Source organism: Arthrobacter alkaliphilus, assembly GCF_021483235.1.
GTDB classification, from domain to species: Bacteria; Actinomycetota; Actinomycetes; order Actinomycetales; family Micrococcaceae; genus Arthrobacter; species Arthrobacter alkaliphilus.
Genome location: NZ_JAKEEC010000001.1, coordinates 334,315 through 361,203, shown reverse-complemented (window position 1 = coordinate 361,203; position 26,889 = coordinate 334,315). Strand labels below are relative to the sequence as shown.

The window sequence follows — 26,889 nt, the reverse complement described above, 5'->3', positions numbered from 1 at the left end:
ATAAGGAGCAGTCCATGGCGCTTATCGATGCCATCCACGCCCGCGAGATCCTTGATTCCCGCGGAAACCCGACAGTAGAAGTTGAAGTTCTGCTTTCCGATGGCCAGATCGGCCGCGCGGCAGTTCCTTCCGGTGCTTCCACCGGAGAGCACGAAGCCGTCGAACTGCGCGACGGCGACAAGGGCCGTTACCTTGGCAAGGGCGTCCAAAAGGCCGTTGACGCTGTCATCGACGAAATCGCCCCGGCCCTGATCGGCTTCGACGCCACGGACCAGCGCAGCATCGACCAGGCCATGATCGATCTCGACGGCACCGCGAACAAGGGCAAGCTCGGCGCGAACGCCATCCTCGGCGTTTCCCTCGCCGTGGCCAACGCAGCCGCCGCCTCCGCGGACCTGCCCCTGTACAAGTACCTCGGCGGCCCGAACGCCCACGTCCTGCCTGTCCCGCTGATGAACATCCTCAACGGTGGCTCCCACGCCGACTCGGACGTCGACATCCAGGAATTCATGATCGCCCCTGTCGGTGCCGAGACCTTCTCCGAAGGCCTTCGCTGGGGCGTTGAGGTTTACCACAACCTCAAGTCCGTCCTGAAGGACAAGGGCCTCTCCACCGGCCTCGGCGACGAAGGCGGCTTCGCTCCGAACCTGCCCTCCAACCGTGCCGCACTGGACCTGATCCAGGAAGCCATCAAGAACGCCGGTTACACCCCCGGCAAGGACATCGCCCTCGCACTGGACGTGGCCTCCTCCGAGTTCTTCAAGGACGGCGCCTACCAGTTCGAAGGCAAGGCTCTCTCAGCCACTGAGATGAGCGCCTACTATGCCGAACTCGTTGCCGACTACCCGCTGGTCTCCATCGAAGACCCGCTGGACGAGAACGACTGGGAAGGCTGGAAGACCCTCACCGACACCATCGGCGACAAGGTCCAGCTGGTTGGCGATGACCTGTTCGTGACCAACCCCGAGCGCCTGCAGCAAGGTATCGACGCCGCGACGGCCAACTCGCTGCTCGTCAAGGTCAACCAGATCGGTTCCCTGACCGAAACCCTGGACGCCGTATCCTTGGCCCAGCGTGCGGGCTACACCACCATCACCTCGCACCGCTCCGGCGAGACCGAGGACACCACGATTGCTGACATCGCGGTTGCCACCAACGCGGGCCAGATCAAGACCGGTGCTCCGGCGCGCTCCGAGCGCGTCGCCAAGTACAACCAGCTGCTGCGCATCGAAGAAGAACTCGACGACGCCGCCCGCTACGCCGGCCGCAGCGCTTTCCCGCGTTTCAAGGGCTAGCATCCGCTGAAACAGCTGACCGGTGGCTATGGTGGAAAGACCATAGCCACCGGTTCTGTTTAACGAAATGTGCGAGCAGTTCGGCAAACCGCGGGCTCCGTGAGGAACACAACGCGCAGCAACCCGCCAGGCAAGCACCAGGCATTACAGGAGTGTCATGGCCACCCGCCGCCCCAAGGTCCCCCGGGCAGATGCCCTTGGCCGCCCGACCCAAAAGGCCCCCGACGGCGGCCACGTCATCCGCGCTGATTTTGGCGAAGCCCGCAAGGTTCCGGCCGCCCAGCAAGAGGCCCCGGTTCACGCGGGGTCCAGGACGCCGTCCGGTGCCAAAGCCGAAGGCGGTGCCAAAGCCGAAAGCACCGCCCGAAGCAAGTCCCCGTCCGATGCCGGCTCGACGCCTTCCGCCAAGGACCAGGGCGCCCGCCCTGTGCCCGCGAAGGCGTTCTCTGGCCGCATGCTTGCCCTCGCCGTGGTGATGATAGCGATCACCATCATGCTCGCGCCCACTGTGAAGATCTGGTTGGAGAAAAAGGCCGAAATCTCCGGCTTGGAAGCCGACATTGCCAGCAAACAGGCCGAGCAGGCCAGCCTCCAGAAGCAGATCACGCGGTGGCAGGACCCCAACTATGTGAAACAACAAGCCCGGGACCGCATTAACATGGTTATGCCGGGTGAAGCAGGCTACTGGGTGTTTGGTGGAAGTGTTCCCGCCGGCACGCCGGGAGGGAGCACCACTTCAGGAGCTTCCACCAGCCCGTCCAACCTGCCATGGGTGGATGGCTTGTGGGAATCCATCAGGCGCTCGGCAACAGACTAGACGCGGTGCCCGCCGCCGTCGCGCCTTTTGGGCGTGGCCACACAGGGCAGGAAGGATGGCAGCGCCCGTGGAAGAGAACCCGGCACATGCATCGCAGGAGTCACGCACGCCATCAGCACACGATCTCGAAATCCTCAGCCGCCAGCTCGGGCGGCCGGTGCGCGACGTCGTCGAAATTCCGGCGCGCTGCGTGTGCGGCAATCCGCTGGTCGCCGCGACGGCTCCGCGCTTGAGCAATGGCACTCCGTTTCCGACGACGTTCTACCTGACGCACCCGGTCATCACCGCGGCCGTGTCGCGGCTCGAGGCCGGCGGGCTCATGAATGACATGAACGAACGGCTCACCGGGGACGAGCGGTTGGCTGCGGCTTACCGGTCTGCCCACGAGGCCTATCTGCAGGCGCGTGACGAGATTGCCGGACGCGCCGGCACGGGGGACGTTCCGGAAATCGCAGGGGTCTCGGCCGGCGGCATGCCTACCCGCGTCAAGTGCCTGCACGTGCAGGTGGGCCACTCCCTGGCCGCCGGTCCCGGAGTCAATCCGCTGGGCGACGAGGCGATCGGGGCAATCAGCGAATGGTGGTCGGCCGACCGCTGCTATTGCGACGGCGCGTGGGACAGTACCGGGGAAGCTCCGTCCAGGGACCTTAGCCGCCACGGACCGCAGGGCCTGCCGGACATCGTGGGCCGTCCCGCCCCGGTCCGCAAATCGAAGACCGCCCATGCGGCAGACCCCGCCGGGGATCCAACCGCAGGGGAGCCCACCAGATGAACCGCGTAGCTGCCATCGACTGCGGCACCAATTCGATTCGGCTCCTGATCGCGGATGCCAACGGCGCCGACGCGGGGTCTCCCTTGCGCGACGTTGTCCGCGAAATGCGCGTCGTGCGCCTCGGCCAGGGGGTTGACGCCACCGGCGAACTTGCGCCAGAGGCGCTTGAGCGTACCTTTGCGGCGACCGCCGACTACGCCGAGCTGATCCGCCGCCACGGCGCCCGCGGCGTCCGTTTCGTGGCGACCTCAGCGAGCCGGGATGCCCGCAACCGGGACGTTTTTGTGGATGGAATCCGGGACCTTCTGGGGGTCGAACCCGAGGTCATCTCCGGTGACGAGGAAGCCGCCCTGTCCTTTGCCGGCGCAAGCAGCGTGCTGCCCTCGCGGGGCAAGGACCCGGTGCTGGTGGTGGACCTCGGCGGTGGAAGCACCGAGTTCGTCCTCGGAGACTCCGACGGCGTCATTGCCGCCAAATCGGTCGACATCGGGTGCGTGCGCCTGACCGAACGGCACCTCCGGGACGACCCGCCGACCCAGAAGCAAATCGCCGCCGCGGAAGCCGACGTCGACGCCGCCGTCGACCTCGTCGCCCGCACGGTTCCGCTGGAGCGGGCCACCGCCGTCGTGGGGGTTGCCGGCACCGTCACCACAATCACTGCACATGCTTTGGGCCTTGACGAGTACGATCCCGCGCTCATCCACGGAACCAGCCTCGACCTGGCGACCATTAGCGATGCAGCCACGAGCTTGTTGGAGATGACTCGGGAGGAGCGCTCCCGGCTGCCCTACATGCACCCTGGCCGGGTTGACGTGATCGGCGCCGGAGCCCTCGTCTGGCGCCGTATCCTCGAGCGCCTGGCTGCGGTCGGAGGTGGCTCCATCACGGCGGCCACCTCGAGCGAGCACGACATCCTCGACGGCATCGCCCTAAGTGTGCTGGGTATGCGGAGTATCCGGTAAGAGTGGGTATTCGCTGATGACGTTGGCACAGGGCTGGCGCCGCCGAACAGCCTCGGCCGCGCTGGCCGCCATGCTGGCCGGGGGAAGCCTCGCGGGGGCCCTGCTCACGGCTCCTTCGGCGTTCGCCGATTCCTGGCGGGACAAGGAATACTGGCTCAACGAGTACGGCATTTCCGCAGCCTGGCAGGTATCAAAGGGCGCCGGGGTGAAAGTGGCCATCATCGACAGCGGAGTGGACGGGCAACACCCCGACCTCAAGGGTGCGGTGGTCGGAGGAACCGACGCTTCCGGTGCGGGCGACCCCAACGGACAGAAAAGCATCGGGGCCAAATCTGAGCACGGGACCCTCGTTGCCACGCTTTTGGCAGGCCGTGGACACGCTCCGGCCAACCCGTCGGCGTCGCCGGGACCGTCCCCTTCGGTCAGTGCCGGACCCGGTCCGGACGGAATCGTCGGCGTCGCGCCGGAGGCCCAGATCCTGTCCGTCTCCGCTTGGCTAGGTTCGCCGAATCCCGCGGGAAAGACGGACCAGCAACAAATTCCGGAAGCTGTCCGCTGGGCTGTGGACAACGGCGCCAAGGTCATCAACATTTCCCTCGGCAGCACCTCGCCTGATTGGCCCCAAAGCTGGGACGCGGCCTTCCTCTATGCCGAACAAAAAGACGTGGTGATCGTGGCCGCGGCGGGCAACCGGATCGCCGGAAACGTCCAAGTGGGCGCGCCGGCCACGATCCCGGGCGTACTGACCGTCGCGGGACTCGACCGGAACCGCACGGCCAGCGTCGACGCTTCCTCGCAGGGAATCAGCATCGGCATTTCGGCGCCTTCGGAACAGTTGGTGGGCGGATTGCCCGGAGGGAGCTACGAAGATTGGGCCGGCACGTCAGGCTCGGCCCCGATTGTCTCCGGCGTCGCGGCACTTATCCGTTCGAAGTGGCCCGACATGAGCGCCAAGCAGGTCATCAACAGGATTGTGTCGACGGCCGAGGATGCGGGGACGCACGGCAAGGACCCCATCTACGGTTATGGCATCCTCAATGCCGAGGCTGCCCTGAAAGCCGATGTGCCCGAGGCGGCGAGCAACCCGGTGGGATCCATTGCGGACTGGATCCGGGTGCATCGCCGAGGCGACCTCAGCAGCCCGACACCTCAAGCAACGTCGAAACCAAGCATCCCCGCGGCCACGCTGCCCGATCCGACGGTCCCCGTGGCCAAAGCCCCATCGGAGCCCGACACCGCAGTTCCGGCCGCGGTTGTCATCGGCTTCGGTTCGCTCTTCGTGGCGATCATCGCCGGCGCCACCGTTCAGTTGAGGCGCGCTTACGGGGCCTCCGCGGAACTGCTCGAGGAGACCGCAGCAGAGGACGTGAACGTCGTGGATCCGAACGCCCCGAAATAGCTTCCGACGCCGTTCCTTCGCTTCGGGAAATAGTTAGTGAAGATTTTCACAAGGTGCTGTACCCTATTGTTATGGCAACCACCCCTGAGCTCATTGACCGTCCCCGTGTTCTCGTCGTCGGCGGCGGATACGTCGGCCTCTACGTAGCACTCAAGCTGCAGAAGAAGATCGCGAACGCCGGCGGCATCGTCACCGTCGTTGATCCCCTTCCCTACATGACCTACCAGCCCTTCCTTCCCGAAGTGGCCGGCGGCAACATCGAGGCACGCCACGCCGTCGTCTCCCATCGCCAGCACCTCAAGCAGACGGAGCTCATCCAGGGCCGCGTCACCAGCATCGACCACCAGAACCGCACCGCCGTTGTTGCTCCGGCCGACGGCGGGGAACCTTTCGAAATCCCGTATTTCGACGTCGTGGTTGCCGCCGGCGCCATCACCCGCACCTTCCCGATCAAGGGCCTCGCGGACGAAGGCATCGGCCTGAAGACCATCGAAGAAGCTGTCGCCCTGCGCAACAAGGTCCTTGAGCGCATCGAAGTCGCCTCCACCATGACGGACCCCGCCGAGCGCGCCAAGGCCCTCACCTTCGTGGTCGTCGGTGGCGGTTTCGCCGGTATCGAGTGCATCACCGAGATGGAAGACCTCGCCCGCGCCGCCGTCAAGAACAACCCGCGCATCCGGCAGGAAGAAGTCCGCTTCGTTCTCGTCGAAGCCATGGGCCGCATCATGCCCGAGGTCACCGCGGCCCAGGCCGAGTGGGTTGTGGGGCACCTCCGCAGCCGCGGCATCGAGGTCCTGCTCAACACCTCCCTGGACAACGCCGAGGGCAGCCTCAAGCTCATCAACCTGCCGGACAAGACTCCGGCGCAGGAATTCGAAGCCGATACCCTTGTGTGGACCGCGGGCGTGCAGGCCAACCCGATGATCCGTTCCACCGACTTCCCCCTCGAGCCGCGTGGACGCGTCCGCGTCCTCCCGGACCTGCGCATTGCAGGCGACGAAGGGATCATCGACAACGCTTGGGCGGCCGGCGACATCGCCGCGGTCCCGGACCTCACGGGCAGCGGCCTGCCGGACGGTACCTGCGTTCCGAACGCCCAGCACGCCCTGCGCCAGGCCAAGCGCCTCGCCAAGAACCTGTGGGCCTCCCGTTGGGACAAGCCCATGGGCGACTACAAGCACAAGAACCTCGGTGCGGTTGCCGGCTTCGGCGAGTGGAAGGGTGTTGCCAACATCAACCTCTTCGGCCGGATCGGCCTCAAGGGCGGACTCGCCTGGCTGGCCCACCGCGGCTACCACGGCTTGGCCATCCCCACGGGTGAGCGCAAGGTCCGCGTGATCTTCAACTGGATCATGGGTATGACCATGGGCCGCGACACCACCCAACTGCTGGACCTCGACAACCCGCGCGGGGCCTTCGTGGCCGCGGCCACCCCGGCTCCCAAGCCGGCCGCTGCGCCGGCGGCTGCCCCGGCCGAAGCCAAGGCTCCGGTCACGGCTGACGCCAAGTAGCGTTCCCAAGCAGTACCGCCGACGGCGGCCGTTTCCCCTCGCGGGAGGCGGCCGCCGTCGTTGTTTAACTCCAGCCCCCCGTCTGCGACGCCGGATGCCCGCCAAGCGAGGGGCTCCGGCGGACGAAGGAGGGGAGTGCGCTGGGTTACCATTATCCGGGCGCCCCAGTAGCCCAATTGGCAGAGGCAGCGGACTTAAAATCCGCGTGTTGTGGGTTCGAGTCCCACCTGGGGCACGCATGCGAAATGCCGACCATACCGCCCGCCCTGTTTCGCCAGGCTGTGCCGTGACAGGAATTTAACCCCGCGTTCACGCAAAGAGCTCTCCGAAGAGGGCGACGATCGACCGTTATTAGATCCTGACCTGCAAATATGTGTTCTAGCGCACATATTTGGTAGTACTCTCATGGAACATGTTCGAAGTGAAAGTGACTTCGGGCGAATGACTACGAATCAGACGCACCGCGGAGGCTATTTATGTACAGGAAGAAAGTCATTTCGGCGATCGCAGCAGCGGCCACCCTTGGCCTGCTGGTGACGGGCTGTGCGAATCAGTCCGGCCCCAGCGGCACAGAGACCTCGGGCGGCGGCGGCAGGATCAATATCCCTGCGATTTCCAAAGTAGACGTTCCTGCCGGAGCTGTTTTGCCAGCAGGCGATGGCAAAGCGAATTGCCCGTCCACCACCACCCTTGCCTATGCCGGTGCCGAGACTGGACCCAACGCCCAGCTGGGTATCAACATCTTCAACGGCATCCAGCTGGCCATCAATCAGCACAACGCCGCCAACCCCGGCTGCCAGGTCCAGTTCAAGAAATTCGATACTGAAGGCGATCCGAACAAGGCCACCGGCCCGGTAACGCAGATCGTGTCCGAGCCGAACATCGTCGGAGTGGTGGGCTTGCCCTTCTCCGGAGAATCCAAGGCAACCGGCAACATCTTCGAGCAGAAGGGCTTGGTGCACATCACGCCTTCCGCAACCAACCCGGGCCTGACGAAGAACGGCTGGACCACATTCTTCCGTGCCCTCGGCAATGACGCCGTCCAGGGTCCGGCCGCAGCGAAGTTCCTCACGGACAAGCTGCAGGCAAAGAAGGTCTACCTCGTCCAGGACGACTCTGACTACGGTATCGGTTTGGGCACCTCGACCTCCCAGGCCCTCGGCTCCGCCATGGTGGGGTCCGACAAGGTTGTCACAGGCCAGAAGGACTTCTCGGCCGTGATCTCCAAGATCATCAACGCCAAGGCAGACACCGTCTACTACGCCGGTTACTACGCCGAAGGCGCTCCCTTCGACCAGCAGCTGGTTGGAAAGGGATTCAACGGCTCCTTCGTGGGTCCGGATGGCGTGAAGGATGACCAGTTCATCAAGCAGGCCGGCGATGCGTCGTCCAACTCGTACTTCACCTGCCCGTGTATCCCCGGCGAGCTGATCCCCAGCTTCGAAGCGGAATACAAGAAACTGGCCAACGCCGAGCCCGGAACCTACTCCATTGAAGGTTACGACGCAGCCACGGTCCTGCTCTCGGGCATCGACAAGGGCAAGCAGTCCCGCGCGGACCTGCTTTCCTGGGTCAAGTCCTACGACGCGTCCGGCCTGTCGAAGCACTACAAGTGGGATGCAACCGGCGAACTGGCAACGCCTGATGTTTACGGCTACAAAGTTGAGAACGGCAAGATCGTTCCCATCGGCGTCATCGGAAAATAACACCGAGCCCAGATGAATGCTGGGGGTTAGCGTCCATGCCGACCCCCAGCATTTCTTTTGATTACATCAGGAAAGTGCCATGATCAGTGAAGTAATTCCCCACCTGCTCCACTCGGTTCCCACGGACGACACGTGGATCACCTTCGACGTAAACGCCCTGAGCGAAAATTTCTGGAGTTCGACCTTTGACGGTTTGACCTTCGGTGCAATTTACGCGTTGGTAGCCCTCGGCTACACCCTCGTCTACGGCGTTCTCAACCTCATCAACTTTGCCCACTCCGAAGTGTTCATCACCGGCTGTTACGGGGTGTTCTTTACCCTTAGCGCGCTGAATTTCGGACCCTCCGCTCCGAGGCTCGCTTTCTGGGCCATCGTGGGAAACCTTATCCTCGCCCTCGTTGTCGCCATTATCGCCTCAGCCGTCATGGCCGTGATCGTCGAACGGGTGGCCTATAAGCCTTTGCGGCAGCGCAAGGCGCCCCGCCTGGCATTCTTGATTACCGCCATCGGTGTTTCCTTCGCGATTCAGTACACCATCTACTGGTGGCGGGGACCGAGTCCGGAGGCTGCCCTGACGATGTTCCGGCCGCTCCCGATTTTCGATGTCTTCGGAACCATCATCGATTCGCAGCAAGTGGTTATCGTCGTCGCGGCGATTATCCTCATGATTGCCACCGATCAGTTCATCAGGCGGTCCAAGACCGGCCGAGGCATCCGTGCCGTGGCACAGGACCCGGATACCGCAACGTTGATGGGGGTCAACAAGGAGCGGATCATCGTGACCACCTTCATTATCGGTGGGATCCTCGCCGGAGCGGCCGCATTGTTCTACGTGATGAAAATCCCGTCCGGTGTGCAGTACAACGGCGGATTCATCCTCGGCGTCAAAGCCTTCGCGGCCGCTGTCCTCGGCGGCATCGGCAACGTGCGCGGCGCGTTGCTGGGCGGCCTGCTGATCGGCTTGATCGGCAATTACGGCCAGGTGCTCCTGGGCAGCTCCCAATGGACCGACGTGGTCGCGTTCGTGGTCCTGGTGTTGGTATTGATCGTGCGACCCGAAGGTGTCTTGGGTAGCTCGCTAGGAAAGAGTAAGGCATGAGCACAACAGACGGCCCCACACTAATTCCCGATGATTCCTCGGCACAGGAAATTGCGGACCGCGAAGCCAAAATGCGGCGCCGCAAAGGCTGGTTCCCGGGACTCAGCGACAAATGGAATGCGCTCCCGCGCCAAACCCAATGGCTGTTCCTCATCATCGTCGTGGTCATCGCCTATTTGCTTCCCATCCTCAACCCGCCGTTGATCACCACGGAACCGGGCAACAATTGGCAAATCGCGCTCGCGCAAATGTCTGTTTACGCCCTGATCGCCGTGGGCTTGAACGTGGTGGTCGGCTATGCGGGCCTCCTCGACTTGGGCTACGTCGCATTCTTCGCCCTGGGCTCCTACACGTCGGCAATGTTTACCAGCCCGGATTCGCCGTACGTGCACATTCCCTACCTGTGGACGCTGCCGCTTGCGATGGCAGTCGCCATGTTCTTTGGCGTGGTCCTTGGTGTGCCCACGCTTCGTCTTCGCGGCGACTACCTGGCAATCGTCACCCTCGGCTTCGGTGAGATCGTGCGCATTTTGGCCACGATCATTCCGGCGATGAAAGGCCAAGTAGGCTTCCAGAACGTCGGCCACCCGCCAGGAACGGATTCAGCCGGCCAGACAATTTTCCAGAACTCGAACGGAACGCCGTGGTACTGGCTGACCCTGAGCATTATCATCGTGGTCCTTCTGGCCGCCGGAAACCTGGAGCGCAGCCGCGTGGGCCGCGCATGGATTGCCATTCGCGAGGATGAAGATGCCGCGGAAATCATGGGCGTCCCCACGTTCAAGTACAAGGTGTGGGCTTTTGCCATTGGTGCGTCCGTGGGCGGGCTCTCCGGCGCCTTGTTTGCCGGTCAGGTGGGCTTTGTGAACAACCAGAAGTTTGACATCGCCACGTCCATCCTGTTCGTCGCCGCTGTTGTCATGGGCGGCACTGGAAACAAGGTCGGTGCGATTCTGGGCGGCGCTTTGGTGGCATACATTCCGCTCCGTTTCACCGCGATTGCCGAGTTCAAGTATTTGATCTTCGGCGCGGCTCTCGTGATCATCATGATCTTCCGCCCCGGCGGCCTTCTGCCCGCACGACAGAGCCTCCTCGCGTACGGGCGCCTGGCCTACAACAAACTCAGGGGAATTAACGGAGACATTCCTGCTTCGGGCAAAGTCGTCCTGCAATCGGGAAAGGGGGCTGACAAATGAGTGAAGCGATCGAACCGGATATTGATGTGGAAGCACTCAAGGAACAAGGTGTGGACCTTGAAGTCGCCGAGAAGGTGGCCCCTGAGAGGGACATCGTCACCAAAGTGGGCGAGGCCTTGGTGCAGGTGCAAAACCTCACCATCAAGTTCGGCGGCCTGACGGCCCTGGACAATGTCTCGTTTGACATCAACAGAGGCGAAATCCTGGGGTTGATCGGTCCTAACGGTGCCGGCAAAACCACCTGCTTCAATGCCATGACGGGTGTCTACAAGCCGACGTCCGGAAAGGTCCTGCTCGAAGGGCAATTGCTCAACGGGCTGCCGCAGCACCGGATCACCAGGCGGGGCCTGGCGAGGACCTTCCAGAACATCCGGCTTTTTGGTGAGATGACCGCTTTGGAAAATGTGGTTGTCGGCCTTGATGCACGCCACCGCACGAGTGTCGGCGGGGCGCTCCTTCGCCTGCCTACCCATGTGCGGGAAGAGAAAACGGCCATTGAACGCGGCATGGCATTGCTTGAGTTCGTGGGCATCGCCGATCACGCCCACTTCTTGTCACGGCACTTGCCTTACGGCTACCAGCGCCGCCTGGAAATCGCTCGCGCACTCGCGACCGATCCCAAGGTCCTGTGCTTGGACGAGCCCGCAGCCGGCTTCAACCCGGCGGAAAAAGAAGAACTCATGGCCCTGATCCGGACCATTAGGGACGACGGCTACACGGTCTTGCTCATTGAGCACGACATGAAGTTGGTCATGGGGGTGACCGACCGGATCGTGGTCCTGGAGTTCGGGAAAAAGATCGCGGATGCGGTTCCGAAGATTATCCGCGATGACCCGAAAGTTATTTCCGCCTATCTCGGGGAGCCTGAAGATGACCTTGCTTGAGCTGAAGAACATATCCGTCCACTATGGCCGGATCCAAGCCATTTCCGACATGTCATTCAGCGTGGAGGAAGGCGAAATCGTCTCGCTCATCGGGGCAAATGGTGCAGGTAAGACCACCACCATGAGGACCATCTCCGGACTGCTTTCTCCTTCGGCCGGTTCCATCACCTTCGCCGGCGAGGACATCACCAGGATGAAAGCACACATCCGCGTGGTCCACGGCATTTCGCAGGCGCCCGAGGGGCGGGGAATTTTCCCCGGCATGACGGTCGAGGAGAACCTTGACATGGGTTCCTACGGCCGTAAGGACCGGACCAAGGTGTCGGACGATTTGGAGCGCGTCTTTGACCTGTTTCCACGGTTGAAGGAACGTATCAAGCAACTTGGCGGCACCATGAGCGGTGGTGAACAACAGATGCTCGCGATTGGCCGGGCCCTGATGTCCAACCCCAAGCTGTTGCTCCTCGATGAGCCTTCCATGGGGCTTGCTCCGCAGTTCATCCGGCAGATCTTCAAGATCGTCACTGAGATCAACAACCAGGGCACCACGGTGCTCCTGGTGGAGCAAAACGCCAACCAGGCCCTGGCCCGTGCGCACCGTGCCTTTGTCCTGGAAACCGGGTCAATCACGCACCGGGGCACCGGCAAGGAACTGCTCGCAAACCCGGCGGTCAAGGAAGCGTACCTCGGCGTCGGATAGCCACAGGTGCCGGCACCCTCGCAACAAAGAGGGTGCCGGCATCGTCCGCCGTGGAACTTTCGATGCGGACCAAGCGTGGGAATTGGTAGCGTGAACTATCACTTCGCACCCACGGCAAGAAGGACATCCACCATGGCACTCGGCGGCAACCCGATCTTCAACGGAAAACAGTTCCGTGGAGCCACACAGGCTCCGCCCGTTCCCGGCTACTCCTACGGCCAGCCTCAATACAACCAGCCCCAGTACGGCCAACCCCAGTACGGCCAAGCCCAGTACGGTCAGCCTGCCTGGGCGGCACAGCCGCCCATGACGAGCGACCAGCTGCAGGATATGTACAACCGGCCCGCAGCCGGACCGGCCGAGACCGGCCGAATGACCTTCGACGACGTCATCGTCAAGACCGCCGCGTGCCTTGCAGTGCTGCTGCTTGGTGCGGCCGTCACGTTGTTCGTTGCTCCCGGCACGGCAAGTCTCCTCATGATTGTCGGCGCTTTGGGCGGCTTCGTGCTGGGCATGGTCAACTCCTTCAAGAAGCAGCCGTCCCCGGCACTGATCCTGACCTACGCCGGCCTTGAGGGCTTGTTCCTCGGCGGCCTGACCCGCGTCCTGGACGGCATGTTCCCGGGCGTTGGCTTGCAGGCGGTCCTCGGCACCTTGGCCGTGTTCGGCGTGACCTTGGCCCTGTTCAAGAGCGGCAAGGTGCGTGCTACCCCCAAGGCAATGCGCTTCTTCATGATCGCCATGCTCGGCTATCTCGTCTTCGCGGTGATCAACATGGTCCTGGTGTGGACGGGCGCGGTCCACTCGCCGTTCGGCCTGAGCAGCAGCGTGCACATCTTCGGCATCCCGTTGGGCGTCTTCATCGGCCTCCTGGCTATTGGCCTGGCCGCGTTTTCCTTGGTCATGGACTTCACGAGCATCGACCAGGCTGTCCGGCAGGGCGCTCCGGAGAAATACTCCTGGACTGCCGCCTTCGGCTTGACCGTCACGCTTGTGTGGCTGTACGTGGAGATCATCCGCCTGCTGGCAATCCTGCGCGGCGACGACTAGCGACGACTAGAGCCGCTCGAAGACCACCGCCATACCCTGCCCGCCACCGACGCAGAGCGTGGCCAGGCCCAAGGTGCCGTCCCGTTCGCGGAGGCCGTTGAGCAAGGTGGTGGTCATCCGGGCGCCTGTCATGCCAAAGGGGTGGCCAAGGGCGATGGCGCCGCCATGGACATTGAGCTTCTCCGGATCGATGGCGAGTTCGCGGGCGCTCGCTACTACTTGGACGGCGAAGGCTTCGTTGAGTTCCACGAGGTCGATGTCCGCCATGGTCAAGCCGGCCGAGGCCAGGGCGCGGCGCGAGGACTCCACGGGTCCCATACCCATGATTTCCGGGGACAGGGCGCTGACGCCGGTGGAGACGATGCGTGCCACGGGCTTCAGGCCGAGCTCCCGCGCCCGGACATCGCTCATGACCACCACCGCGGCGGCGCCATCGTTGAGCGGGCATGCACTCCCCGCCGTGACGGTCCCTTCCCTGCGGAAGACCGGCTCCAAGGCGCTCACCGCTTCGAGGGTGACACCGGCGCGGGGTGAATCGTCGCGCTCGACGACGGTGCCGTCCTTGCGGGTGTACGGCGTGATCTCGCGGGCGTAGAAACCGGAAGCGATGGCCTCTTCGGCGCGGTTCTGGCTCTGGACCGCCCACCGATCCTGTTCTTCCCGGCTGATCCCATAGCTCGTGGCGACGTTTTCGGCGGTCTGTCCCATCGCGATGTAGACGTCGGGCATCCGTCCACCCATGCGGGGATCCGTCCATGGGGTGTTGGATGCGGCCCGGGCGGCGGTGCGGGCGCGAGCGGCGTCGAACAGGGGGTTGAGCACGCTGGCGTCGGTTTCGCCTGCCCCGACCCAGTTCTGGTAGCGGGACACAGACTCGACCCCTGCCGAGACGAACGCGTGCCCTTCTCCGGCCCGGATCGCGTGGAAGGCCATCCGCAAAGTCTGCAGGCTCGAGGCGCAGAAACGGTTGATGGTCGCGGCGGGGACGGTGTCCAGGCCGGCCAGGACGGTCACCACCCTGGCCATGTTGGAACCGGCTTCGCCGCTGGGCTCGGCGCAGCCAAGATAGAGGTCGTCGAGGCCGCGGCCGTCCCGTGCCCCCGGATCGAAAGCCGGAATCTTCGCCAGTGCGGCAGTGACCATGGCCGCCGCGAGGTCGTCAGGACGATCGTCTTTGAGGGAGCCTTTGAACGCGCGACCAATCGGGCTTCTGGCGGTGGAGACGATGACGGCCTCAGTCATGCCCCCAGCTTACGCCGGGGCCTGCCGCCCGAAAGGGGACGGATGCGCCAACGTCAGGCGAGGCGGGTGGCCCCCGCGGCCGGGGTCACGGTGAAGATGTCCGGCGTCGTGAAACCAGCCGCACCGAAGGCCTGCACGACGGCGTCGCGCACCTCCTGCTCGTGGCCCACCGGGGTCAGGGCGATGGCTGAGCCGCCGAAACCGCCGCCGGTCATCCGGGCACCGATGGCGCCGTGGGCGCCGGATGTTTCCACCGCGAGGTCCAGTTCCCGGCAGGAGATCTCAAAGTCGTCGCGCATGGAGGCATGGCTCGCATCCAGGAGCGTTCCGATGTGGGCCGGTCCCTCGGCGGTGAGGCGCTCCACGGTCTGGAGAACACGGTCGTTCTCCGTGACGACGTGCCGCACCCGCCTGAACGTGGTGGGGTCCAGGAGGCTGCCGGCTTCCGCCAGATCACCGACACCGACGTCGCGAAGTGCCGGCACCCCCAGCACTTGGGCCCCAAGTTCGCAGGAAGCCCGACGCGACGCGTAGCCCCCATCGGCATGGGAATGGGAGACCTTGGTGTCGATGACGAGCAGCACGAGCCCGGCTTCCTGGGCGTCGAAGGGGACCAGCTGCACGCTCTGGTCGCGGCAGTCCAGGAAGACGGCATGGCCCTTTGACCCGCGAAGCGATGCGGACTGGTCCATGATTCCGGTCGGGGCGCCGACGAAGTCGTTTTCCGCCCGCTGCGTCGCGAGGACCATGTCTTCGGCGGCCAGGCCCGCGCCCGCCAGATCGTTGAGGGCCGAGATGACGGCGCATTCGATGGCATGCGAGGAGGAGAGTCCCGCGCCAAGCGGGACGTCCGAATCCATGAGGAGATCGAAGCCCGGGACCAGGACGCCACGCTGTTGCAAGGCCCAGGCCACCCCGAGCGGATACTTCGTCCAGCCTTTGGCCGATTCGGGAAGCAGCTTGTCGACGTCGGCTTCGACCAGGCCCTGCGCGCCGAAGGTGGACAGCAGCCGGACACGCGAGTCATGGCGCAGCCGGACTGCAACCTTCGCGGTCTTGTCGATGGCGAACGGCAACACGAAGCCTTCGTTGTAATCGGTGTGCTCGCCGATCAGGTTCACGCGACCCGGTGCCTGCCACACGCCGTCGGGGGCTGAACCGAAAGTGCCCTCAAACAGCTTGGACAGGGCGCCGGCGGCGGCGTCGGGAGCAGAGGTCATGCGGGGGCTCCCTCGGGAATGGTGCGCGCCGAATTGCTGGCGACGGCGCGGAGCCGTTCCGCCACGGATTCGGGCGTGGTGTCGTTGATGAAGGCTCCCATGGCGGCCTCGGAACCGGCAAGGAACTTCAGCTTGTCGGCGGCCCGGCGTGGAGACGTGAGTTGCAGGTGCAGGTGGCCGGACGGCCTCAAGGCGGGATCCAAGGGTACCTGGTGCCAAGCGGAAATGTACGGCGTGGGAGTTGGATACAGGGCATCCATGCGCTTGAGCAACTCAAGGTAGACGTGGGCGAGTTCGTCGCGTTCTTCGCCGGTCAAAGCAGCGAGGTCCGGAACTTGCCGATGGGGGACAAGGTGTACCTCCAGGGGCCAGCGGGCGGCGAACGGCACGTAGGCGCTGAAGCGCTCGCCTTCGAGCACCATGCGGCTCCCGTCCTGCCGTTCGGCGTTGAGGATCGAGGATGTCAGCGATTCCCGGCCCTTTGAATCGTCGAAATGCCGCCCGGCAGCGGCGCCAAGGCTTGCCGCCCGCGGCGTGATGTAGGGGTAGGCATAGATCTGTCCGTGGGGGTGGTGGAGCGTCACCCCGATTTCCGAGCCCCGGTTTTCGAACGGAAAGACCTGCTGGACTCCGCGAAGCGCACTGAGAGCCGCGGTCCTGTGCGCCCACGCCTCGATGACCGTGCGTGCCCTCGTTTCGCCGAGCTCAGCAAAGGACCCGGTGTGGCTCGGCGTGAAGGACACAACTTCGCAGCGGCCGTAAGCAGGGCTTGCGGTGCCCCACTCGGGCTTGTCCGGGATGGTGCCGACGGCCGGCCCCAGTGAGGGGAAGCGGTTCTCGAAAACCACGACGTCGTAGTCCTGGGCGGGAATTTCGGAAGCGTTCGCCGGCGTGGTGGGGCAGATGGGGCACTGATCCGCGGGCGGCAGATGGGTTCGGCTTTGGCGGTGTGCCGCGACGGCGACCCACTCGCCGGTCAGCTCGTCGTACCGCAACTCGCCCGGATCCGCGCGCGGCGGCAGTTCACGGTGATCCTTCAGCGAGCCGCGATCGCGCTCCGGTGAACCGGCGTCGTCGAAATAGATCAGCTCCCTGCCATCCGCGAGGCGTGTGCTGGTAAGACGGGTCATGGATTTATGGTGTCATAGAGCGATCAAAAAGGCAAAATATCTAACAAAAAAGAACATGCGGGAGCGCGTTTGGTAACACGCAGGATGCAGTACGGTGGTGCCATGCCTCCCACAACGCAGCCTTCCTCGCCGGGCGAACAAGCCGTGCCCCGCCGCTTTGCCAGCGGCCGTCAATTCGAGATCCGCCGCGGAGATGCGCTCGCTGTCGTCACGGAGCTCGCCGCAGGCTTGCGGTTGTTCAGCCGCGACGGCGTCCAGCTCACCGAGAGCTATGGCGACGCCCACATTCCGCCCAATGCCGCCGGAATTACCTTGGCCCCGTGGGCCAACCGGATCGAGGACGGGATCTGGTATCTCGACGGCAAAAAGCAACAACTGGACATCACGGAGGTGTCCCGCAACAACGCGAGCCACGGGCTCCTGCGCAATTCGTCCTACGCCCTCGTGGCGGAAGACGAGTTCTCCGTGACCCTCGAAGCAGTGATCTTCCCGCAGCACGGCTACCCTTTCCTGGCGCGGCACCGGGTCCACTACGAGATCGACGCAGCTCTCGCGTTGCGGGTTTCCCAGAGTTTCATCAATGATTCGGCGGCCCCCGCGCCGTTCGTCCTCGGGGCACACCCGTATTTCCGGATAGGGGATGTTCCGCCGGAAGAAATGGTTCTGACTGTCCAAGCCCGCACCAGGCTCGTGGCAGACGAGCGGAAGATTCCGCGCAGTTCGGTGCCCGCCGAGGGTGACTTCAATCTTGGCGGCGGCAGGGGCGTGGGCGCCCTGGATATCGATGTGTCGTTCACCGATCTGGAGTTCGACGGCGGCATCGCCCGCCACACGCTGTCGGCGCCGGATGGCCGGAGCGTCTCCTTGGAGCAGGACGAAAACTGCGCATTTGTCCATGTCTTCGTGACCGATACTTTCCCGGGCCGCACGAAGGCGGTCGCGTTCGAGCCCATGACCGGCCCGGCGAACGCCTTCAACTCGGGGGAGGGCCTCCGATGGCTTGAGCCAGGGGAGACCTTCACGATGAGATGGGGGATCGTGGGCGCCCTGTAACTTTTTTCGCATCCGGCACTCCCTGCGGAATTATGGGGGAATGACGCCAGCACAGGACGCCACACCATCACGTGACCCCGTTTCCGCTGTGCATGTGTCTGTGCCAAGGCCCGTGTCGGAGCACCACATTGCACAGGACATTCCGTACGGAGTGCGGATTGGTGCCGCGTGGGCCTGGCGGGTGGGCCTCATCATGGTGGTCGTTGGAGCCCTCATTTGGCTGTTGGGGAAGGTCAGCTTCCTCATCATCCCGCTCATGGTCGCCGCCCTCCTGGCGGGGTTGCTCTACCCGGTCACGGGGTGGCTGATGAAGTTCAAAATGCCGCAAGGAGCGGCCGTTGCCGTTACGGTCGTGGGATTCCTCGGGGTCATCGCGGCAGCCTTGGCATTGGTGGGACGGCAGCTCGTTGTGGGGTTCGGCGAGCTGTGGCAGGAGGCGCTCACGGGCGTCCAGCAAGTCCAGGCGTGGCTGGCTGACGGGCCGTTGCACCTGACCGCGGACCAGATCGAAACCTACATCCAGGGCGCCACCTCGGCCCTGCAGAACAACAGCAGCAGCATCCTCACTGGTGCGCTGTCGTTCGGCAGTACCGCCGGGCATTTCGCCGCGGGAATGGTCCTGGCACTGTTCATCCTGATCTTTTTCCTTCTTGAAGGATCCAGGATCTGGCGCTTCGTCGTCGGACTCCTGCCGAGGGCTGCGCGCGCAGCGACGTACGGCGCCGGCCGGCGCGGCTGGTCGTCCATGGTGAGCTACGTTCGCATCCAGCTGTTCGTAGCGTTCGTAGACGCCTTGGGGATCGGCGTCGGCGCAGCGCTCATCCAGGTTCCGCTCGCCCTGCCGCTGGGTGTCTTGGTGTTCCTCGGTTCGTTCATCCCGGTGGTCGGTGCCCTCGTGACGGGCGCCATCGCCATTCTCCTGGCCTTGGTGGCCAACGGCCCGGTCAACGCGCTCATCATGTTGGCCATCGTGTTGTTCGTGCAGCAGCTTGAGAGCCACATCCTCCAGCCGCTCATCATGGGCAAAGCAGTATCTTTGCACCCTGTCGCCGTGATCTTGTCGGTCGCGGCCGGTTCCTACCTTGCCGGAATCCCGGGAGCGCTCTTTGCCGTCCCGCTCCTCGCCGTAGCAAATACGGCGGTTCGCTATATTGCCGCCCGGACGTGGGAACATGATGAAGGACTGATGACGGCGTACGCCGGCGCGGGAACTGCACCATCGGACTCCGACGAGGAAGCGACCATCAAGGAGATCCACCGTCCCGGCGCCAACGCGGACGCGCGGTCCAACAGCGGCGAAGGTGCCGCAGGTCAGCACGCGGCTGCGGAACGGACATTCCCGCGGGATGCCGCACAGCACACCAACAAAGGAGATTAACCCGTGAATACCCTCGATACCCTGCCCGTCACGCTGGACGATGTCCTTAAGGCGCGGGAGCTGCTCGAGGGCATTATTACCAAGACCCCCATCGAGTCCTCACGGGCCCTGGGAGCGATGGTAGGCGGAGAGGTCTTCTTCAAATGCGAGAACCTCCAGCGGGCCGGGTCCTTCAAGGTCCGCGGGGCATACGTGCGGATGGCACGGCTGTCTCCCGAGGAGAAGAAGCGCGGCGTCGTAGCGGCTTCGGCAGGCAACCACGCGCAAGGCGTCGCGGTGGCGGCGAAAAGCCTCGGAATCAAGGCCCGCATCTACATGCCCCTCGGTGTCGCTCTTCCGAAGCTTGCCGCGACCCGCAGCCACGGCGCCGAAGTCGTCCTGCACGGACACAACGTCGACGAGGCCCTGGCGGAGGCGCAACGCTACGCGAACGAAACAGGAGCCGTCTTCGTCCACCCGTTCGACAACGTCGACGTCGTATCCGGCCAGGGCACTGTCGGGCTCGAAATCCTGGACCAGGTGCCCAACGTCGACACTGTCCTGATGGGCGTCGGCGGCGGCGGCCTGCTCGCGGGAGTCGCCGTCGCGATCAAGGCGCGGGCCCGTGAACTGGGACGCGAGATCCGGATCATCGGCGTGCAGGCGGAGAACGCGGCTGCCTACCCGCCGTCACTCGCCGCTGATGCCTTGGTGCCGCTCAAGAAGGTTTCCACCATGGCGGACGGCATCGCCGTCGGACGCCCCGGCCAGCTGCCGTTCAGCATCATCCGCGAACTCGTGGACGACGTGGTGACGGTGAGTGAAGATTCCTTGGCCCGGGCGCTTATCTTCCTCCTCGAACGCGCCAAGATGGTGGTCGAGCCGGCCGGTGCCGTCGGCGTCGCGGCACTCATGGACGGCAAGATCGAGAACCCGGGAACCACGGCTGTCATCCTGTCGGGCGGCAACATCGACCCCATGCTGATGCTCAAGGTGATCCAGCGCGGCCTCTCGGCTGCGGGGCGTTTTATGACCGTCCGCATGATGCTGGATGACCGCCCCGGTTCCTTGGCCACCATTGCCCGCATCATCGCCGAAAACGACGCCAATGTGACCGGCCTCGACCACACCCGGGTGGGCGGCGCGATCAGCATGGGCGATGTCTCCATCACCGTCAACCTGGAAACCAAAGGCCACGAACACAGCGAGCAGGTCCTCGCGGCGCTTCGCGCTGAGGGCTTCCACCCGATCGTGGTGCACTGACGCCGAAAGCACAACGCCGGCCCGCCCCGAAGGTAAAGGGGAGGGCCGGCGTCGTTGTTTCGCGGACTTATCAGCCGGTGAACGGCTTGGCGGAAACGATCTCCACCGGGATTTCCTTGCCGTTGGGGGCGACGTAACTGATCTTGTCGCCTTCCTTGTGGCCCATGATCGCGACGCCGAGAGGTGACTTCTCACTGAAGACGTCCAGATCGGAATCGCCGGCGATTTCGCGGGATCCGAGCAGGAAGGTCTCTTCGTCGCCGGCGATGCGGGCGACGACCACCATGCCGGGTTCGACGATTCCGTCATCGGCCGGGGCTTCGCCGACCTGTGCGTCGCGCAAAAGTACGGTCAGCTGGCGGATGCGGGCTTCGATCTTGCCCTGCTCTTCCTTGGCGGCGTGGTATCCGCCGTTTTCCTTAAGATCGCCTTCCTGGCGGGCGGCTTCGATCTTCTGCACGATCTCCGCACGGCCAGGGCCGGATAGGTGGTCCAGCTCTGCCTTCAAGCGGTCATATGCGTCCTGGGTAAGCCAAGCTGCGGGCGCGCTGTTGGTGGTCGACACGGATTTCTCCTTATGGATCTGACAAGCAAAGACCCCGCCGGTGGAGGCCACTCGTGGAACTCAGCAACCAACTCAGCGGGGTTAAGGTATTGATCCAGTGTAGTCAATCCTGTGGACAAACCCAAGCTTGCTGAGTTTTACGTCACACGTTTGCTATTTGCCGCCGTCCACGATCCAGCAGTTGTCCACGACGGCGGACACGGCCTCGGACTCGGTGTGCAGTACGGTCCGGTGGGCGGTTGTCCTGCCGCCCTCCGTGCCGTCCTTGAGGGTGTTCGGGTCGATCTCCACCACTTTCCAGCCGACCACGGCGAACTTGGAATCCATGGCCTTGACCGCGCATTTTGCGGTGGCCCCGGGGTTCTTGGTGACCTGGAAATTGACCTCCGACTGGGTGGCGTCGGTGGTGGTGTAGCCGAGGTCCTTGAAGGACACCGACGACTGTGAGGAAGATGTTGCGACCCAGAACAAGAGCCCGATCACCACGAGGAGGACGGCGACGACGATGTACCGTTTGGTTTTCCCTCCGAGGGCGCGCTTTTGGCTGCCGTAGCGATTGGCTAGGCTGGTACTTGCCGGCAGCGCCGTAGCCGATGGGTCTTCGGAAGTCACCCATCTAGTTTAGTTGGCTTCCGGCGCCTGGTCGCACACAGCGGAGTCGCACGCTTTCGAACTACCTGATCAGTGCAGCCACCAGCAACCCAGACCAGCATGACCCGGAAAGAGGAACCGTACCGGATGAGCACATCCACCAGCCCCGACACGCAGCTCCGGCTGCTCGCCGTCCATGCGCACCCGGACGACGAGTCAAGCAAAGGCGCGGCCACCATGGCCATGTATGCGGCTTCCGGTGTGGAGGTCATGGTGGCTACGTGCACCGACGGCTCCCGCGGGGACATCCAAAACCCGGCCATGGAGTCGGCTCCGCACCCGAAACGGGACATGGCCGGCGCGCGCCGCTTGGAAATGAAGGAGGCTGCCGCGGTCTTGGGAATCAAGCAGCGTTGGTTGGGCTTCGTGGATTCCGGCCTGCCCGAAGGCGATCCGTTGCCACCATTGCCCAGCGGCTGCTTTGCGCTCCAGCCACTCCAACGGGCGGCGGCGCCGCTGGTCCGCTTGGTCCGGGACTTCAAGCCGCACGTCATGGTGAGCTACGACGAAAATGGCGGTTACCCGCATCCTGACCACATCATGGCCCACAAGGTTGCTGTCGAAGCCTTCGATGCTGCAGGTGATCCGGAGCGCTACCCCGGGACGGGCGAAAGCTGGGCGCCGACCAAGCTGTATTACGACCGGGCCTTCAGCCCCGAACGTTTCCGTGCCCTGCATTTCGCCCTCGAGGAAGCGGGGCTGCAATCGCCCTACGCCGAACGGCTTGCCGCATGGCTGGAAGCCGATGCGGAAGGACACACTCCGCCGAGGCCCACGCATCTGACCACCACGCAGGTGGATTGCGGTGACTACTTCGAGGCCCGTGACGACGCACTCAGGGCGCACCGGACCCAGGTCGATCCGCTCGGTTTCTTCTTCGCGGTGTCGCCGGAAATGCAGCGGAAGGCGTGGCCGTGGGAGGACTACACGCTGGTCCACTCCCGTATCCCGGTCGACCTGCCGGAAAAGGACCTGTTCACAGGGCTAAGATAGGATCGCCGGCGATTTCTATCAAGCGTAGAAGTCGCCAACCGGCTGGAAACTCCCACAGAAGGTTTGAACCGTGCACCACTTGCTCATTGCCCTGGCCGCGACCCCGTCGCCTTCGCCGACTCCGTCGCTGCGCCCTGGCCTGGCGGAAGACCAGGTGACCCCGGGGACCTGGGGTTTCATCCTGACCGCGTTCATCGTGGTGCTTACGACCTTCCTGATCGTTGACATGGTCCGGCGGATCCGGCGGGTCCGCTACCGCGCCCAGGTTGAGGAAGCCCGTCTTGCCGCAGAGGCGGGCGATGCCGCCGGCGCCGCGCCGGGCGAGTCGAACGCGGAAGAGTCCGACGGCGATACGGGCACCGGAGCCCGCTGAGCCATGCAGGACCGCGAAATGGCCGGGGCGAAGGTCGCCGGTCTTGTGTCTCCTGCTAAAGGTTTTATAAAGTCAGTGTAGTAATAGGCTGCTTATCCTTGGCCAGCTCGCATCGGGTTGAATCCAAAGGCTGAGCAACTACGCGACCAACTGACAGGGGACCAGGATGACGGACTTCCCGAAATACCCTCTTGGCAATGAGACCGCTTCGCTAAATACCGGCGACGGTGAGCTGGCCGGAGGCCGCTCCGCCGATCTTGCCGTGTATGCCGCCGGCTCCTGGGTGGCCGGTTTCGTAACTTACCTCGTGGCTTGCCTCGTTGGCCTCAGCGTCTCCAAGGCAGCTAGGGGAGGCGATACCGCTGCAGCTTGGGCAGCGTTGGCATACCCCATTGAGTCGGTTTGGATGTGGGGTCCAATGATCCTCCTTGCCCTTATTCTCGCAATCGTTGCCAAGGCCCGTAAGGGTCCGCGCCGCGCGCTCTCTACAACCATCGTCACGCTGAGCGCAACCTTCCCGGTCCTCGCTGTGCTGGTGCTCGTGGTCGAATTCACCATTGCCCAGGCAGTGGCGACCCGGTAGCCCAGCCCACTGTCCCGCCGCCGCGGGTCTGGGACATGATGGAATCGTGAACCGACTTTCCAGCGAATTCAGTAGCTACCTCCTGCAGCACAAGGACAATCCTGTCGATTGGCAGCCATTCGGTGATGAGGCTTTCGCTGAAGCTGAACGTCGTGACGTCCCCGTTTTCCTCTCCATTGGCTACGCCGCGTGCCATTGGTGCCACGTCATGGCCCACGAGTCCTTCGAAGACCAGGACACCGCCGACTACCTGAACGCACATTTCGTGGCTATCAAGGTGGACCGCGAAGAACGGCCCGACGTGGACTCGATCTACATGGCTGCCACCCAGGCCATCAGCGGCGAGGGCGGCTGGCCGATGTCCGTCTTCCTGACGCCCGAGGGCCTCGCTTTCCATGCCGGCACCTACTTCCCGCCAATACCCCAGCCGGGCCGGCCGTCTTTCCGCCAGGTGCTCGAAGCGGTCCACGAGGCGTGGCTGGAACGCCGTGACGCCGTCGAACAGAACGCCCGTGGCCTTGCCGCCGGCATGGGCGATGCCCACCTCGCCTCGGCAGTTTTCCTCGACAGGCCGGCCGAAAGCCTGGACAGGAGCCTGTTGTCGGAAGCCGTCCGACTTCTCGCCCGATCGGAAGACCCCGACCGCGGTGGCTTCGGCGGCGCCCCCAAGTTCCCGCCGTCGGCGGTTCTTGAGTTCCTGCTCAGGCACGCGGCGGTGCCCTCTGAGACGTCTGACGCGGCCCGGGACATGGCCGGGCGGACCCTCGCGGCGATGGCGCGCTCCGCGCTGTGCGACCAGCTCGACGGCGGCTTTGCCCGGTACTCGGTGACCGCGGACTGGTCGGTGCCGCATTTCGAGAAGATGCTCCACGACAATGCCCAGCTCCTTCGCGCCTACGTTCACTGGCTCCGGCTCCCGGGCAACGGGGTCTTTCCAGCGGACGAGGCGGCGAGCGTGGCGTCGCGGGTGGCGGACTGGTTGCTCGACTCGCTCGGCGTGGGCGATCCCGCGGCGCCGGACGGACTTGCTTCCTCGCTCGACGCTGACACCGTTGTGGATGGAGTGCATCACGAAGGGGCGTCCTACCTGTGGACCCGCGAGGGCCTCGAAGCGGCGCTGGGGCCGGAAGATGCCGCCGCCGTGGCACGGCTCATGAACGTGGGGCCCTCTGGCACAGTCTCGGAGCTTGGATCTCCGCTGCATCCAGGGCGCCAACTCACCGGTCCTGAGTCGCGGCTCTGGAACAGGGTCCGGCCCGCTTTGCGCGCCGCACGTTCGGCGCGGCCCCGACCGGCACGGGACGACAAGGTCGTGGCCGGCTGGAACGGGCTCGCCATCGCGGCGCTTGCCGAAGCGGGGGCAATCCTGGACAGGCCGGAACTGATCGCCGCCGCGGAAAGCGCTGCGGCCTACCTGGAACAGGTCCATTGGCGGCCGGTCAGCTCGTCCGGAGCCGCCGCGGGCCGTGTGCTGACCCGCGTCTCGCACGACGGGGTTGCCCGAGGTATCAGTGGACTGTTGGAAGACTACGCCTTCTGCGCCGAAGGCCTTTTGGCCCTGTACGCCGTGACCGGCGAGCGGCGCTGGTACGGCTTTGCCGAGCAATTGATCGGCGCAGCCTGCACGCGGTTCGTGGTGGACGGCAGGTTGTCGGACTCCGTGGGGGAGTCGGCCCAGGTCTTCAACGCGCAGGGCCAGCACGCCGGCCTGGACCCCTTCGACAACGCGACACCCAGCGGCGCTGCGGCCTTCGCCGGTGTCCTGCTGTCCTACGCGGCATACTCGGGGTCCCACGAACACCGCGCCATGGCAGGCAACATCCTCTCGATGCTGCCGTCCATCGCCGGGCGGGCACCCCGGGTAGCGGGATGGCTTCTTGCGACCGCACAGGCGGCCGCGGCCGGCCCCATAGAGGCAGCCGTATCCGGACCTCCGGGCCGGAAGCAGCGGGAACTCCACAGCGCCCTGTTGGCCTCGCCGAGCCCGGGGATGGTGGTGGCGGTCCGGATCGATACGCCCGCCGGAAAAGCCGCCGACGACGGCGCGCTGCCCGGTTCCGGGGCCGCGGAACCGGAGGTGCCACTGCTCGAGGCCCGCACGGCTGCCGCGGACGGCTCGCCGCAAGTGTATTTGTGCCGCGGGATGGTGTGCGACCTGCCGCTTGGCTCCGTCGAGGAACTGGTGCAGCGCCTCGACGCGATGACTGAAGCTAGCTCAGCTGGGCCATCGTGATGGCGATGAAGTGCGCCGCGAAGGCGAGAACCGTGAATGCGTGGAAAAGCTCGTGGAAGCCGAAGTTCAACGGGCTGAAGTTGGGCCGCTTCATCCCGTAGAAAACCGCGCCCGCGATGTACAGGGCCCCGCCCACGCAGATCAGGATCGCGGCTGGAACGTTTGCTTCGAAGAACTCCGGTAAGTAGAACAACGCCCCGCAGCCCAGCGCGACGTAGATGGGCACGTAGAGCCAGCGTGGAGCGCCGGTCCAAAGGACCCGGAAGAGCACTCCCAGCAGGGCTCCGGACCAGATCACCCACAGCAGGAGGACGGCCTTGGGACGCTCCAGCAGCGACCAGGCGAGGGGCGTGTAGCTGCCGGCGATCACCAGCATGATGTTGGTGTGGTCCAGGCGCTTGAGGATCATCCTGGTCTTTGGCTCCCAATTGCCGCGGTGATAGACCGCGGACACGCCGAAGAGCAGGATGCCGGTGACTGCGTAGACCGCCGAGGCGATCTTGCGGTCCGTCGTAGGGGCCAGGGTCACCAGGACGATCCCCGCCGCGAAGGCAAACGGTGTGGCTACGGCATGGATCCAGCCGCGCCAGCTTGGCTTGATGGGAAGCAGCTCCGACACCGTTAAAGCCTAACCTGCCCGCCCCGATAAGTTACCGCTGAGTAATATGTTTCCCGCTACCCAGGTGTGCCGACTGCCCGCCATGGGAAGGTAGCCTTGGTGGTGCGCCTACGGCAGCTGTCCGCCAAGTGCCGATGGTTCTATGGGTGACGGTCGGCCCCCAAACCGGGCCGGCCGCCGTCGTCGATTGTTTCGCTTTTCACGTGCTGTTCAAAG

At 64.4% G+C, this 26,889-nt stretch carries 25 protein-coding genes and 1 tRNA gene; 20 read left to right on the top strand and 6 right to left on the bottom strand.

What is annotated here, in order from left to right:
* Window positions 1–14 precede the first annotated feature (14 nt).
* The 13 genes from eno to L0B83_RS01605 all read left to right on the top strand — a co-directional run bounded on the left by eno (window position 15) and on the right by L0B83_RS01605 (window position 13,391).
* Entirely contained in the window at window positions 15–1,295 is a 1,281-nt protein-coding gene (gene eno, locus L0B83_RS01665; protein ID WP_234756355.1) for a phosphopyruvate hydratase, read from the top strand.
* 157 nt (window positions 1,296–1,452) lie between these two features.
* Entirely contained in the window at window positions 1,453–2,112 is a 660-nt protein-coding gene (locus L0B83_RS01660; RefSeq protein ID WP_234756353.1) for an FtsB family cell division protein, read from the top strand.
* Window positions 2,113–2,179: 67 nt separating this feature from the next.
* The gene (locus L0B83_RS01655; protein WP_234756351.1) at window positions 2,180–2,884 is read left to right on the top strand and encodes a DUF501 domain-containing protein; all 705 of its coding nucleotides are present in this window, start codon (window positions 2,180–2,182) and stop codon (window positions 2,882–2,884) included.
* Complete coding sequence (locus L0B83_RS01650; protein ID WP_234756349.1) at window positions 2,881–3,846, top strand: Ppx/GppA phosphatase family protein; 966 nt, start codon at window positions 2,881–2,883, stop codon at window positions 3,844–3,846. Before L0B83_RS01655 ends, L0B83_RS01650 begins: the two co-directional genes overlap by 4 nt.
* A 16-nt stretch (window positions 3,847–3,862) precedes the next feature.
* Entirely contained in the window at window positions 3,863–5,245 is a 1,383-nt protein-coding gene (locus L0B83_RS01645) for a S8 family serine peptidase (protein ID WP_234756347.1), read from the top strand.
* Between the two features lie 71 nt (window positions 5,246–5,316).
* On the top strand, window positions 5,317–6,756 hold the full coding sequence (locus L0B83_RS01640; protein ID WP_234756345.1) for an NAD(P)/FAD-dependent oxidoreductase: 1,440 nt from the start codon (window positions 5,317–5,319) through the stop codon (window positions 6,754–6,756).
* Window positions 6,757–6,917: 161 nt separating this feature from the next.
* Window positions 6,918–6,991 (top strand) — tRNA-Leu (locus tag L0B83_RS01635).
* Between the two features lie 241 nt (window positions 6,992–7,232).
* Window positions 7,233–8,462 (top strand): branched-chain amino acid ABC transporter substrate-binding protein, encoded by a 1,230-nt coding sequence (locus L0B83_RS01630; protein WP_234756344.1) that lies wholly within the window; start codon window positions 7,233–7,235, stop codon window positions 8,460–8,462.
* Between the two features lie 79 nt (window positions 8,463–8,541).
* Entirely contained in the window at window positions 8,542–9,561 is a 1,020-nt protein-coding gene (locus L0B83_RS01625) for a branched-chain amino acid ABC transporter permease (protein ID WP_234756342.1), read from the top strand.
* Window positions 9,558–10,757, top strand: a complete 1,200-nt coding sequence (locus L0B83_RS01620; RefSeq protein WP_234756341.1) for a branched-chain amino acid ABC transporter permease — start codon at window positions 9,558–9,560, stop codon at window positions 10,755–10,757. The genes L0B83_RS01625 and L0B83_RS01620 overlap by 4 nt, the downstream gene beginning before the upstream one ends.
* The gene (locus L0B83_RS01615) at window positions 10,754–11,641 is read left to right on the top strand and encodes an ABC transporter ATP-binding protein (RefSeq protein WP_268820436.1); all 888 of its coding nucleotides are present in this window, start codon (window positions 10,754–10,756) and stop codon (window positions 11,639–11,641) included. Before L0B83_RS01620 ends, L0B83_RS01615 begins: the two co-directional genes overlap by 4 nt.
* Window positions 11,628–12,341 (top strand): ABC transporter ATP-binding protein, encoded by a 714-nt coding sequence (locus L0B83_RS01610; RefSeq protein ID WP_234756340.1) that lies wholly within the window; start codon window positions 11,628–11,630, stop codon window positions 12,339–12,341. The genes L0B83_RS01615 and L0B83_RS01610 overlap by 14 nt, the downstream gene beginning before the upstream one ends.
* A 132-nt stretch (window positions 12,342–12,473) precedes the next feature.
* On the top strand, window positions 12,474–13,391 hold the full coding sequence (locus tag L0B83_RS01605) for a Bax inhibitor-1/YccA family protein (protein ID WP_234756339.1): 918 nt from the start codon (window positions 12,474–12,476) through the stop codon (window positions 13,389–13,391).
* Window positions 13,392–13,397: 6 nt separating this feature from the next.
* Here the strand turns inward: L0B83_RS01605 and L0B83_RS01600 are convergent, their stop codons facing one another.
* From L0B83_RS01600 to galT, 3 genes are read right to left on the bottom strand one after another with little or no spacing between them, the layout of a single operon-like run.
* Entirely contained in the window at window positions 13,398–14,633 is a 1,236-nt protein-coding gene (locus L0B83_RS01600) for an acetyl-CoA C-acetyltransferase (protein ID WP_234756338.1), read from the bottom strand.
* Window positions 14,634–14,686: 53 nt separating this feature from the next.
* A complete protein-coding gene (gene galK, locus L0B83_RS01595; RefSeq protein WP_234756337.1) occupies window positions 14,687–15,853 on the bottom strand; it encodes a galactokinase in 1,167 nt (388 codons plus the stop codon).
* Complete coding sequence (gene galT, locus L0B83_RS01590) at window positions 15,850–16,983, bottom strand: galactose-1-phosphate uridylyltransferase (RefSeq protein ID WP_234756336.1); 1,134 nt, start codon at window positions 16,981–16,983, stop codon at window positions 15,850–15,852. The genes galK and galT overlap by 4 nt, the downstream gene beginning before the upstream one ends.
* 102 nt (window positions 16,984–17,085) lie before the next feature.
* Between galT and L0B83_RS01585 the strand changes: the two genes are divergently transcribed.
* From L0B83_RS01585 to ilvA, 3 genes are read left to right on the top strand one after another with little or no spacing between them, the layout of a single operon-like run.
* On the top strand, window positions 17,086–18,036 hold the full coding sequence (locus tag L0B83_RS01585) for an aldose 1-epimerase family protein (protein ID WP_234756335.1): 951 nt from the start codon (window positions 17,086–17,088) through the stop codon (window positions 18,034–18,036).
* A gap of 40 nt (window positions 18,037–18,076) precedes the next feature.
* The gene (locus L0B83_RS01580; RefSeq protein ID WP_234756334.1) at window positions 18,077–19,414 is read left to right on the top strand and encodes an AI-2E family transporter; all 1,338 of its coding nucleotides are present in this window, start codon (window positions 18,077–18,079) and stop codon (window positions 19,412–19,414) included.
* Between the two features lie 3 nt (window positions 19,415–19,417).
* Window positions 19,418–20,656 carry a threonine ammonia-lyase gene (ilvA, locus tag L0B83_RS01575; RefSeq protein WP_234756332.1) on the top strand — a complete coding sequence of 413 codons (1,239 nt, stop codon included), beginning with the start codon at window positions 19,418–19,420 and terminating at the stop codon, window positions 20,654–20,656.
* A gap of 70 nt (window positions 20,657–20,726) precedes the next feature.
* Here the strand turns inward: ilvA and greA are convergent, their stop codons facing one another.
* Both greA and L0B83_RS01565 read right to left on the bottom strand, forming a co-directional pair.
* Complete coding sequence (greA, locus tag L0B83_RS01570) at window positions 20,727–21,221, bottom strand: transcription elongation factor GreA (RefSeq protein WP_234756330.1); 495 nt, start codon at window positions 21,219–21,221, stop codon at window positions 20,727–20,729.
* 153 nt (window positions 21,222–21,374) lie between these two features.
* Window positions 21,375–21,833, bottom strand: a complete 459-nt coding sequence (locus tag L0B83_RS01565) for a DUF4307 domain-containing protein (RefSeq protein WP_234756328.1) — start codon at window positions 21,831–21,833, stop codon at window positions 21,375–21,377.
* Window positions 21,834–21,959: 126 nt separating this feature from the next.
* Here L0B83_RS01565 and mca point away from each other — a divergent pair, with 126 nt between their 5' ends.
* From mca to L0B83_RS01545, 4 genes are all read left to right on the top strand, one after another.
* Window positions 21,960–22,865 carry a mycothiol conjugate amidase Mca gene (gene mca, locus L0B83_RS01560; protein ID WP_234756326.1) on the top strand — a complete coding sequence of 302 codons (906 nt, stop codon included), beginning with the start codon at window positions 21,960–21,962 and terminating at the stop codon, window positions 22,863–22,865.
* Window positions 22,866–22,935: 70 nt separating this feature from the next.
* Window positions 22,936–23,238 (top strand): hypothetical protein, encoded by a 303-nt coding sequence (locus tag L0B83_RS01555; RefSeq protein WP_234756324.1) that lies wholly within the window; start codon window positions 22,936–22,938, stop codon window positions 23,236–23,238.
* Window positions 23,239–23,404: 166 nt separating this feature from the next.
* Window positions 23,405–23,821, top strand: coding sequence for a hypothetical protein (locus L0B83_RS01550; protein ID WP_234756323.1), 417 nt, complete (start codon window positions 23,405–23,407; stop codon window positions 23,819–23,821).
* A 46-nt stretch (window positions 23,822–23,867) separates the two neighbouring features.
* Window positions 23,868–26,054: a thioredoxin domain-containing protein gene (locus L0B83_RS01545; protein WP_443627137.1), complete on the top strand. Its 2,187-nt coding sequence runs from the start codon at window positions 23,868–23,870 to the stop codon at window positions 26,052–26,054.
* Here the strand turns inward: L0B83_RS01545 and trhA are convergent.
* Complete coding sequence (gene trhA / locus L0B83_RS01540) at window positions 26,032–26,673, bottom strand: PAQR family membrane homeostasis protein TrhA (RefSeq protein WP_234756321.1); 642 nt, start codon at window positions 26,671–26,673, stop codon at window positions 26,032–26,034. The two genes, L0B83_RS01545 and trhA, sit on opposite strands and share 23 nt — an antisense overlap.
* Window positions 26,674–26,889 lie beyond the last annotated feature (216 nt).